This window comes from Microcystis sp. M179S2, from assembly GCF_020245805.1.
GTDB lineage: Bacteria > Cyanobacteriota > Cyanobacteriia > Cyanobacteriales > Microcystaceae > Microcystis > Microcystis aeruginosa.
This window is the reverse complement of the sequence record NZ_JADBUE010000141.1, coordinates 15,399-26,646: the sequence shown is the minus strand read 5'-3', so window position 1 is coordinate 26,646 and position 11,248 is coordinate 15,399. Positions and strand designations below refer to the sequence as shown.

The following is an 11,248-nucleotide window of genomic DNA, read 5'->3' as shown; positions in this document are numbered from 1 at the left end:
TTTTCAGCAAACCCTAATTAATACCAATCATCCATCGACCGGAAAATTGAGGCATCGGGGAACACAGTTGGATTACCACTAGCAGCGATTTTTTGCCGTAATTCTCGCAATTGTTGATTGCCGATGAGAAAATCACTTTCTACTAATTGATAGGGCAGTACATTATTATCTAAAGCATACACTGCCGTGATGCCAGCAGCTACCCCAGAGGACCACTCGAAGGAATGGACACGATAGGCAGCCGCAGCAATATGACTAAGGGCGATACTTTTGCCCGCTATCAGTAAATTATCGATTTTTTGGGGAATTATAGCCCTTAAAGGAATCTCAAAAGGATAAGCTTGGCCCTGTCCCCGTCTTTCTCCTGCTTTTTCTGTATTACCCGGTTTTTCGGGGGGATGTTCTGTCATGCAGGGATGAAAATCAATCGCATAGTGACCGATACCGACGGAATCGGGGTAAATAGTCGATCGCTTGCGTTTAACGGCCTGATCGGGGGATAATGTGCCATCAAGTACGGAAAATCCCTCTAATCCTGCCAAGGTGGCAATTAAGCGCCGATATTCTGCCGGAGAAAGATTTTGACGATAGAAATCGCTTTGAAAATTTTGTCGGGAAATATCGATTTCTGTGACGGTAAAACCAGCGGGGTAAGTCAGGGAAGGACGACCGATAATCCGTCTTGCTTCCCGAATATAGGGATATTTTGACAAACCGTGGGCAGTTCCCATGGGAGAATCAAAACCGGAGAGATAACGGTTATTCAAATGGGGAACTTTTACCCCGTCCCCTAACTGGGAATCGGTGGTCCCTTCTACTAACCAATAATAGTAGGAAATGGCGTGTTCTTCGCCCCTCGCGAGGGTTTCGGTGCGTAATCCTCCCATCCATCCCCCCGGAGATAACTGTCCTAACTTTTGCAACTGTTCACGGGTGTAGATAAAGTTATCCTTCGCAGTCCCCGGACGGTAATCATTTCCCCAGGTCCAATTCTGCATGGAAATATCCCCCGGGACGGGTTCGGTAAAAGTAATTCCCCCAAAGGTTTTCTCTTTACCCAGTTGCGGACTCCAAATACGACGATAGGTGAAAACTAGGTCAAAATCGGCTAATCGCGGCAATTCATAGCTAAAATAGGGGGCATAGCGTTCATAATAAACGGGTTTCTCGTGGGTTTGTGGTTTTTCTGTTTCCTCCATGGCGAAGGTATAGGTAAAGCCTTGGGTACAGTAGGGGTCTCCAGTGACGCTAGAGGAAGAAGGTTCGAGATAACTGCGCTTATCGACACCTAAACGGTAGGGAATATCTGATAATCCGATTATTTCCCCGGTTTCGGTCGCTTCAATCACATACCAATCTGCTAATTGATTCGGTTGGGAGGATTTGGGGACAAAACGGAGGATTTTCTTATCAAAACGGGGAGAATTTTCGTAGCGATAGATATCCTCCATTTTTTGCGATAAAAACTCGGTATTTAGGGGAGGAGTACCTTTTGCGGGACTATGTTGAATAGCAATTACACCGGTAATCTGTTGACCAGTACCGCGATTGGGTAAAGTTTCAATATTTAATTCTTTGACTACCGTGGAGGGAAACCATTTCAGAGTTCCTTTGCCTTTTTTGGCAGCGTCTTCTAACTGTTGAAATAATAATTTATGTCCATCAAAAGGCAAAAAACAAGACCCGCTTACCCAACATTCTCCGGGGTTGCGTTTCCCGTAATGCTTTCTAATTCTTTCCCTAAATTCTAGATAACCTTTCGGGAAAAATAATTTTTCTCTTTGTGTCCGTCTTTCATCTAATGCGGAGGTTCCCTGAGAAGATATCTGTCCCCCCACCCAGTCGGTAATCTCGGTTAAACAGACGGTTTTTCCTAATAATAAAGCTTCGTAGGCCGCACCGGCACCGGCTAAACCACCACCCACCACCAGAATATCACAGCCGACGGTTTTATCCAGTTCTCGCGGGGGGGCAGCTAGGGTAAGGGGAGTGAAAGCTTGTAGGAGAAATAATCCCAGAGAGAGGGATTTGAGGGGAGTAAAGTGATGATTGAAAATTTTAGGGGACATTATTGACAAATATCAATGTTGTGACTGAGAGTTTCCTCTTTCTTTGAAGAAGAAGCCAGAGCATCTGTTCCTGAAATCCTGATTGTTTTTTTGGACAATATTGAGAACTTTGTAGCTTGATGCTGGCTTTTGAGAGATTATACATCGCCAAGCTGACAATCGATCGCTTTTCCGGAAATGTTTTGACACAATAGAGATATCCTGATTCTGTCTCATTCCCTTTGTTATTCCCTGTCATCCTTGCTAAGTTAAATTCAAAACAAACCCGGGTAACACATCTTCCCCGGATAAAATAGCAGGTAAATTAATAATTTCCCCATCGCTATTTAGTCGGTAGATTTCCACCTGCTGCTGTTGAGGATTAATCAACCAACCTAAACGTAAACCACTGGCTAAATATTCACTCATCTTGTCGCGTAAAGAGGTTAAAGAATCGGTACGAGAACGTAATTCAATCACAAAATCGGGACACAAAGGCGGGAACTTTTCTCGCTCTTCTGCGCTCAAAGCTTCCCATCTCTCCCGTTTTATCCAAGCAACATCAGGAGAACGATATCCTCCATTTGGTAAACGAAAAATTGTCGAAGAACTAAACACCTCACCAATTTGAGTTTGCTCGTTCCATACCCCAACTTTAACAATCAAATTAGCTTCTTGTTTACCAGTATTTCCACCCACGGGAGGCATAATTAATAATTCTCCTTTTTGATTACGTTCTAAATTCCATGTTTGATTAGCCTGACAGAGATGATAAAATTGTTCATCAGTCAAATTAACTGTCTCTAGATTTAACACTACAGTTTCCATAATCGCTTCTCCTTCTTGCTGCTTTATACAAGATAACTCATCGCATTTATCTTAAGAGTGAGGTACAAAGTCTCTGGTTTTAGGGAACGCCAGAACTGCTGTATCAGTTATCAGTTCAGAGAAAAATATGTGTAATTAATTCTGTCTGGGTACTCAATCCTTCCTAAGTTAAATTCAAAACAAACCCGGGTAAGACATCTTCCCCGGATAAAATAGCAGGTAAATTAATAATTTCCCCATCGCTATTTAGTCGGTAGATTTCCACCTGCTGCTGTTGAGGATTAATCAACCAACCCAAACGTAAACCACTGGCTAAATATTCGCGCATCTTGTCGCGTAAAGAGGTTAAGGAATCGGTACGAGAACGTAATTCAATCACAAAATCAGGACACAAAGGTGGGAACTTTTCTCGCTCTTCTGCGCTCAAAGCTTCCCATCTCTCCCGTTTTATCCAAGCAACATCAGGAGAACGATATCCTCCATTTGGTAAACGAAAAATTGTCGAAGAACTAAAGACTTTACCGGAATTACTTTGACGATTCCAAATCGTTACATCAGCAATTAAATCAGCTTCTCGATTACCACTATTTCCACCCACGGGAGGCATAATTAATAATTCTCCTTTTTGATTACGTTCTAAATTCCATGTTTGATTAGCCTGACAGAGATGATAAAATTGTTCATCGGTCAGATTAACTGTCTCTAGATTTAACACTACAGTTTCCATCGCTTCTCCTTTTTGCTACTTTATATCATTGATTCATATCAACCTATTTACCTAATTGACTCTCTAAAAATTCTGGCCAATTGGGATTAGTAGTATCTAGGGAAATTAGATAGGGTTGTTCTTTTTCATTAAAAGGTTCTGTTTTCTCAATTTGGGCATTTAAAACCTCGATAGTAGCGTCAGAAATATCGCCTTTTCTAGCGGCAATCCGTTGTTTTAAAACTTCTATAGGTGCGCGACAATGGACAATATGAAAAGGAATCTGTAAATTTTGGGCATAGGTTAATAAGGGTTCTCGCCAAGCATATTTATCGTAGCGTGCATCGAGAATAACCGGATAACCTAAAGCTATTAAAATTTCGGCTAATTCCGCCAGTCGAGCGAAGGTTTTTTGACTCATTTCGAGACTATATATGTCTAGACTTCCTGTTTGATTTAAGTCAATTCCAGCCAAATGTTTGCGAACTGCATCGGAACGAATCTGAATAGCATTAAGATTTTTAGCAATTACTTTTCCTATGGTACTCTTACCCGAGCCAGAAAATCCCGACATCAGAATTAATCTCGGTTTCTGCGGTTGTGTGTACTGCCAAGCTAATTGATAATAATCCTGTGCATTGGCTTTAATTTTCTCAGAAAAAGTGTCACCATCAAGCAAAAAACTATTGACTTTTGCCCTCACATACGCTTGTCTAGTCAGGTAGAGAGGCAAGACTTTTAAACCCTCCCAGTCGGCGGTTTGTTCTAAATAAGTATTGACAAATAAATTAGCGAAATCTTCTCTCCCCCTAGCGGTTAAATCCATGGCTGTAAAAGCAAGATCATACATGACATCAACGAAGCGAAAAGATTCATTAAATTCTATGCGATCAAATAATTGTATTTCTCCCTGCCACTGACAGATATTATTTAAATGTAAGTCGCCGTGACATTCGCGAATCATCCCTTTTATTTGTCTTTCCTCTAACCAATCTCCGTGTTCTGCGAAGAATTTATCTGTATAAGCTTTCGTTTCATCGTATTGTTTTTGGGTTTGGACAAAATTAATATATTTCTCGGTTTGTTGGTAGTTTTCATCAAAAGCTTGTTTAATAACTTCTAAATTGCCAAATTGAGTAATATAGGAATTAGTCACAGCTTGTCGATGAAATCCTGCCACTTTTTCAGCCAAAGATTTTATAGCTTTTTCCGTTAGTTCTCCCCGTTCAAAAACTTTACTCAGTAAACATTCTTGGGGAAACTGATTCATTTTTAAAATGTATTCGATCGCTTTCCCTTCTCCATTTAAACTTATGCTACCCCGTTCCTCATTAATTGACAAAACTTCCAGATAGATATTCGCAGCAACTCTTTGATTTAACTCTAGTTCCTGTTCTAGATAATACTTTCTCTTTTCTAAAGTGGAGAAATCTAAAAAATGATAATTAACTGGTTTCTTGACTTTATAGGCATAATCTCCTGTCAAGAAGATAATTGAAGCATGGGTTTGGATAATTTCAACGGGAATTTTGACAGAATGAGGATAAAAGTCGGGATTTTTTAATTCTTCGATTAATCGGTTGCTATCCATAGGGAGAACTCCTGTCGGTTGCCTCTCATTTTTGTAAATTTACTAGGTTGGGATTTTTAAAGGGAAACTCTCGGCTAGAATTGGCTGTTATTTCCGATTTTATCACTTAATCTTTGACTCTTGGGGGATTCTACCCCCCAAACCCTCCGTTGGGGAGTGGGAAGTGGGAAGTGGGGAGAAGGGAGCGGGTTTTTCAAGTTTGATTGGCAGTTAATCGTACCACTAAAAACCGATTTGCTATCAGATGTCCGTGGAGGAACTGTCTCCCCCAAACGCTGGAAAGCATTAGCGGGAGCAAGTGGGATGCTTACAGGGGTTTGTTTATACATTTGTACCAGTTTAAGGATGACTGTTAACGAAGGCAGGGGGCAGGGGGCAGGAGGCAGGAGGCCGTTTTTGTAACGGGGATTTATGCCCCGCTCCCAAAACTTTTCGCCTTAAAAGGCGAGGTTTTAGACCCGATTTTTTCGATAATTGCTGATTGTCGGTAAGCTGTTGACTATCTAAATTACTCGTTAAGACCCCCTAGAAGCGGGGTCAGCTTTAAGCCAAGGAATTAGGGGTACAGTTAGTTTTAGATAATTTTGATGCTGGCTATTCCTTCTTAAGTTATATTGATAAATATCCCCTCGACAGCTTGAAGAGCGAACCTTTATCCCATCTTTACCATCAAAAACCGAGCATTTAGCCATGTTATCGACTATAATCGGCCTAGTACAGAATTTGAAGAAGTACAAGGATTTTGGTTGACTCAGGCCTTGAAACCAGAAGATGTGACTCAATTCTTGTTAAGTAACTGTTCCGAATCACACCCAACACTTGATTGAGAAAATAAATTAAGTCAAAGACGAATAAGCCATGACTTTTTGAGGGAGCATATTAACTTATATTTTGTCGAGGTATCGAAAAAATGATTAATGGTTCATCCAATTCCCGTTATCTCCTCATTGTGGAAGATCCTCAAGGGAGAAGAACAATTACCCTAGAAGACATGAAATATTCTCTCGGCCGTAAGTCCGATAATCAAATTGTTCTTCGCTCCAAATACGCGTCTCGCTATCATGCGACTTTAATTAAAAAGAGTATTGATCGCCAAAATTTTTCCTATTGGATTCTTGATGGTGATTTAGAGGGAAATAAAAGTCATAATGGTATTTATGTCAATGGGTCTAAATGCTTGGTTCATGAATTAAAAGATGGTGATTTAATTAACTTTGGCTGTGATATAAACGCCAGTTTTCATTTAATAGCCAGTCAAGAAAAAATAGAGCAAGCACCGGTTAAAAGTTCAGGACAGCTACGAGTGGATCTGACGGAAAATGAAGCAAATTATAGCCGGGATAACCTCCACACAAAAAGTACCCTAATTCTCCATCATTCCCCATCCCAGACCATTAGTTTTGATCACAGGACTCAAGAGGAATCTTTCCTAGATCCTCTCACGAATTTGCCTAACCGTTCTATCTTTAATGAATATCTGTCAAATGCTATTAATAATGCCCAGAAAAGTAATCAAATGCTCGGTCTGTTATTAGTGGATGTAGAGCGGCTAAGAAATGTCAACAATCGACTAGGTTATCGACTGGGAGATAAGCTATTAAAAATCGTCAGTGAACGGTTAAGAAAAAATTTGAGATCGGGGGATATAGTCGCTCGTTGGGGAGGGGACGAATTTATTATCCTGCTGCCACAAATTAATAAGGCTAATGATCTGGAAAAAGTTAGTCAAAGAATTATTGAAACCCTAGAAAATAATTACGAAATCGAAAATCACTCCCTAGCCGTGCGATTCAATTTAGGTTCAGTTATCTGTCCCCCCGTCGGCACAGACAGAAAAATAATTTTACAGAAACTGGAGGAAAATTTAGTAGCGGTCAAGAATAATATCAATAATAACTCCAAGATAGAGTCAGTTAATGTTCACCCTAAAAATACTCGTAGTTCTAAAGTTGAATATTTTCTCTATCAGGCAATCAGAAATAATGAATTAGCTCTTTACTATCAACCGCAAGTTAATATGACTCAGTGGCAAGTGGAAGGGTTAGAGGTATTATTGCGCTGGTTACACCCTCAATTCGGATTAATCGCTCCTAATCGTTTCTTACCCTTAATCCAAGAAAGCGAGTTAATCCTTGAGCTTAATCGTTGGGTGCTGAAAAATGCCTGTCAACAAGCACAAATATGGCAGCAGCGAGGATTATTATACACTCCCATCTCGATCAATCTGTCCCCGCACCAATTGCGGGATCCGCAGTTGCTCACCATCCTCAAAGAAGTCTTGACTGAAAGCAAAATCGGGCCTTTCTTTCTGGAGATGGAAATAACCGAGACAAGTTTACTAGAAAATAGCCGCGAAACCGGTCGAATTCTTGGGGATTTGCAGGAATTGGGTATTAGTATCACCCTTGATGATTTTGGCAGCGGTTACGCGTCGATCGCCTATCTCGGTCAATTTTCCGTGAAAAAACTGAAAATAGAGCAATCTTTAACGAAAAACCTGAGTAATAATCCCCAAGATACCCGTTTTATCTCGTCATTGCTGGCGATAGCGAAAAGTTTTAACTTAATAGTGATCGCCAAGGGAGTAGAAACCCAACAACAATTAGAAATCCTGCAAGAATTAGGTTGCGAGAGAATGCAAGGCAATCGCATCAGTGGCCCTCTAGCAGTGGAGGAAATGACTAAATTTCTCCACACCCACCGCAGCCTGTCAGTAATCAGTGATCAGTGATCAGTTACCAGTTATCAGCTCTGGGTTTTTAGTAAGGAGGAGTAAATAGGGTTTGCGGCAAAAAGCTTTTCCTAGGGGCAGGGTGTGGGGTGTGGGGTGTGGGGTGTGGGGTTTTACCCATTTTCAGGTGGTCAATTACCTAATTTTCAGGGAAAAATTACCTGAATTTTCCCCCCAATCACTCCAATGGTCGGCACTTTTTGAGGTCAAAAAAGTCTAAAAGCCTTATCCAAAAAGGTTTTTAGATTTATTCAGCAAGCCCTAAATAGCATTAAGTACCTAAGCAAAATTAATTACACATATCTAACCACCTCTTGCCTCTTGCCTCTTGCCTATCTTCACTAGGAAATTAATTTTGCACGACTACTTAACAGTGCTGTCCTTTCACTGATCACTGTTTACTGATAACTGATTACTGATAACTGATTTTGGTCACTGATTCCGGTATGATCTGAACAGAATATCTAGTATCAAATACCTACTCATTCTAGCGTGAGGCTCTTGCCGAACCTGTCAGCAGCAGCAATTTGTGGCGGCGGGGTGCTGCTGGATCCAGAGTCTGGTTTAATTACTACTATGGGTTAACAATTAGTCGTGTATTTAGAGGGAAACTATGGCCAATAAGCCAGAGCGCGTGGTTCTAATCGGTGTAGCTGGGGACTCCGGTTGTGGGAAGTCTACTTTTTTACGTCGTTTGACGGATTTATTCGGGGCCGAGTTTATGACAGTGATCTGTTTAGATGACTACCATTGCCTCGATCGCAAACAGAGAAAAGAGGTGGGTGTCACCGCACTCAATCCGAAAGCGAATAACTTTGACCTGATGTACGAGCAGATTAAAGCTCTCAAGGAAGGTCAAGCCATTAATAAACCTATTTATAATCATGAAACGGGGATGATCGATCCCCCCGAAATCATCGAACCGAATAAGGTAATCGTGATCGAGGGACTGCACCCCTTATATGATGAACGAGTCCGGTCCCTATTAGATTTCAGCGTTTATCTCGATATTAGCGATGAAGTCAAAGTTAACTGGAAAATTCAACGGGATATGGCCGAGCGCGGTCACACCTATGATGATGTGATGGCGGCTATTAATTCTAGAAAACCGGATTTCAGTGCCTATATCGATCCCCAGAGACAGTACGCTGACGTGGTGATTCAGGTGCTGCCCACCCAATTACTCGAAGATCACGAAAGTAAGTTACTACGGGTCCGTTTAATCCAGAAAGAAGGGGTGGAAAACTTTGAACCCGCTTATCTGTTTGATGAAGGTTCCACCATCGATTGGCGGCCCTGCGGTCGTAAATTGACCTGCGCTTATCCCGGCATTAAACTCTACTATGGTCCAGATGGCTTCTTGGGGAATGAAGTGTCGATTCTGGAACTAGATGGTCAATTCGATAACCTCGAAGAAATGATCTACATCGAAAGCCATTTGAGCAAAACCGGCACTAAATACTACGGTGAAATGACCGAATTACTGCTCAAACACAAGGATTATCCCGGCTCTACCAATGGTACGGGTTTATTCCAAGTATTAGTCGGTCTCAAAATGCGTGAAACCTACGAAAAACTAATGGCAGCCGAAGCAAAAGTGGCAGCCCAAGTCTAGTTTCTAGTTTTGACCAAGCCGGCATCCTACCCGGGTAGGATGCCGGTTTTTTTAATCCACTAATCCCGATCGCAGGGCCAGCACTGCCGCTTGAGTCCGATCATCCACAGAGAGTTTATTTAAGACATTGCGGACATGGGTTTTCACCGTGCCGATGGTGATATAGAGTCGCTGGGCAATCTCGGCATTACTACAACCCGCGACAATCAGATCGAGAATTTCTCGCTCTCGTGCCGTTAGGGGGGCATTTTCCAGCAATTGGTGATATTCTCGGTCAACGCCTTGAATTATCACTGTTTTGGTCCCGGCAGCCGCACCGACGGGAACATTTTGGCGCACTTGTTGCAGAACAATATTGGCGATCGCAGGGTCAAGCCAATGATTGCCTTCGTGGGTGGAATAAATCGCCTCGATTAACTTATCAATGCTAATATCCTTCATACAGTAGGAATCAGCACCAGCACTAAAAGCCGCTAAAACCTGTTCTTGGGTTTTGTGCATGGTTAGCATGAGGATTTTCGTGGCCAGGGGGTCTTCGCCCCGATTTTGTTGGAAGCGTCGCACTAACTCGATCCCATCGATCATGGGTAAACCTATATCGATGATCGCTACATCGGGTTTAGTCTCCTCTAGCAGTTTCAGTCCCTGTAATCCACTGATCGCTTCCCCTACCACTTGGATACCTTCCCGATGCTGGAGAGCCACCACTAAGCCCATGCGGGTTAAATCGTGATCTTCTACAACGATAACCCGGACTTTATCCATATTTTTTGACCAGTTTCGCCGAAGTAAGTGATGATTTGATAATTTTGGCTTTTCGATTATTAGAGCCGCTCCTTAACATTGACTTCACTCCCTTCCTCCTTCTCTGAATTCCGCTTTCTTATCTTCATTCGGCAATCCCCTTTTTCCGGTTGATTTTATTGATACTTACTAAAAGCAGAGATGGCAAATATACTTAGCCTCCCCTAAAATATACTCAAATCTACCCAAATTACCCAGAATTTTCTGCTTTAATTATTTATTTATAATATCATACAAATCTCGATTATGCAAGGATTTGGCTTTTCTGGTTTCTGTGTGGAAACGAGGCCTATACTGATAGTTGATTTATTCACCAAAATAGCCCTGAAAGTCTTTCCCAGTAAACATTTCAGAATTTGATCGGCAAAAATTATTACACAAAGTCGAGAAGAGCCAAGATAATTTTAAGAAGAATACATCTTTGAGCTGCTTGGATTTTCATAGAATAGAACCAAACTCTGGTTCAATTAATTTTTTAGTCTATTGGGACTTAGGCATTTTCGGTCTCGGTCAAAAAAAGGATACATTTGAAGACTAATTAAGTGGGTGGGTGGAATTAAATATAAGATGAACGTAGGTTGGGTTGAAGCATGAAACCCAACGTCCGCATGGGTTACGCTACCGCTAACCCATCCTACAAATAATTGTGCCTCCCTACTTATTAGGGTTTGCTGAAAAAGTAGGGACGCGATCGCCGCAAGATGCAAGGTTTTCGAGCCACTAGCTTTAAAAGCTTGCAGAGCCTTCGCCAAAAAAGCCACCACAACGCTTACCCCGTCTATATTTCACATTTATTCAGCCAACCCTAATTAGGATTATTAACTAAATAATAGTGTTTAACTATAGATAAAAGTAAATCTTAATCATGGTTTTTCTTGATTGTATTGTTGTACACCATTTTGGTTTATTTGTCAATAGTGATCTT

At 41.4% G+C, this 11,248-nt stretch carries 7 protein-coding genes; 2 read left to right on the top strand and 5 right to left on the bottom strand.

The genetic code is table 11. The features are described from left to right. Positions 1–17: 17 nt before the first annotated feature. The 4 genes from IM500_RS08390 to IM500_RS08375 form a co-directional block, all read right to left on the bottom strand. On the bottom strand, positions 18–2,069 hold the full coding sequence (locus IM500_RS08390; RefSeq protein ID WP_190723014.1) for an FAD-dependent oxidoreductase: 2,052 nt from the start codon (positions 2,067–2,069) through the stop codon (positions 18–20). 243 nt (positions 2,070–2,312) lie between these two features. Continuing rightward, the gene (locus tag IM500_RS08385) at positions 2,313–2,876 is read right to left on the bottom strand and encodes a Uma2 family endonuclease (protein ID WP_190723015.1); all 564 of its coding nucleotides are present in this window, start codon (positions 2,874–2,876) and stop codon (positions 2,313–2,315) included. Between the two features lie 163 nt (positions 2,877–3,039). Continuing rightward, positions 3,040–3,603, bottom strand: coding sequence for a Uma2 family endonuclease (locus IM500_RS08380; protein ID WP_061431783.1), 564 nt, complete (start codon positions 3,601–3,603; stop codon positions 3,040–3,042). A gap of 43 nt (positions 3,604–3,646) precedes the next feature. Next, positions 3,647–5,173, bottom strand: coding sequence for a bifunctional aminoglycoside phosphotransferase/ATP-binding protein (locus IM500_RS08375; protein ID WP_190723016.1), 1,527 nt, complete (start codon positions 5,171–5,173; stop codon positions 3,647–3,649). 910 nt (positions 5,174–6,083) lie between these two features. On the opposite strand from IM500_RS08375, the gene IM500_RS08370 reads away from it, so the two are divergent. Together IM500_RS08370 and IM500_RS08365 are read left to right on the top strand one after the other, a co-directional pair. Then, a complete protein-coding gene (locus tag IM500_RS08370; RefSeq protein ID WP_190723017.1) occupies positions 6,084–7,904 on the top strand; it encodes an EAL domain-containing protein in 1,821 nt (606 codons plus the stop codon). 613 nt (positions 7,905–8,517) lie between these two features. Next, complete coding sequence (locus IM500_RS08365; protein WP_287738112.1) at positions 8,518–9,519, top strand: phosphoribulokinase; 1,002 nt, start codon at positions 8,518–8,520, stop codon at positions 9,517–9,519. 51 nt (positions 9,520–9,570) lie between these two features. Here the strand turns inward: IM500_RS08365 and IM500_RS08360 are convergent, their stop codons facing one another. Beyond that, a complete protein-coding gene (locus tag IM500_RS08360) occupies positions 9,571–10,284 on the bottom strand; it encodes a response regulator (protein ID WP_287738111.1) in 714 nt (237 codons plus the stop codon). Positions 10,285–11,248: the final 964 nt, after the last annotated feature.

What these genes read in the sequence shown, in the direction of transcription:
- IM500_RS08365 (WP_287738112.1), top strand. Translation starts at nt 8,518, where the DNA reads ATGGCCAATAAGCCAGAGCGCGTGGTTCTAATCGGTGTAGCTGGGGAC.
- IM500_RS08385 (WP_190723015.1), bottom strand. Translation starts at nt 2,876, where the DNA reads ATGGAAACTGTAGTGTTAAATCTAGAGACAGTTAATTTGACTGATGAA.
- IM500_RS08375 (WP_190723016.1), bottom strand. Translation starts at nt 5,173, where the DNA reads ATGGATAGCAACCGATTAATCGAAGAATTAAAAAATCCCGACTTTTAT.
- IM500_RS08360 (WP_287738111.1), bottom strand. Translation starts at nt 10,284, where the DNA reads ATGGATAAAGTCCGGGTTATCGTTGTAGAAGATCACGATTTAACCCGC.
- IM500_RS08390 (WP_190723014.1), bottom strand. Translation starts at nt 2,069, where the DNA reads ATGTCCCCTAAAATTTTCAATCATCACTTTACTCCCCTCAAATCCCTC.
- IM500_RS08370 (WP_190723017.1), top strand. Translation starts at nt 6,084, where the DNA reads ATGATTAATGGTTCATCCAATTCCCGTTATCTCCTCATTGTGGAAGAT.
- IM500_RS08380 (WP_061431783.1), bottom strand. Translation starts at nt 3,603, where the DNA reads ATGGAAACTGTAGTGTTAAATCTAGAGACAGTTAATCTGACCGATGAA.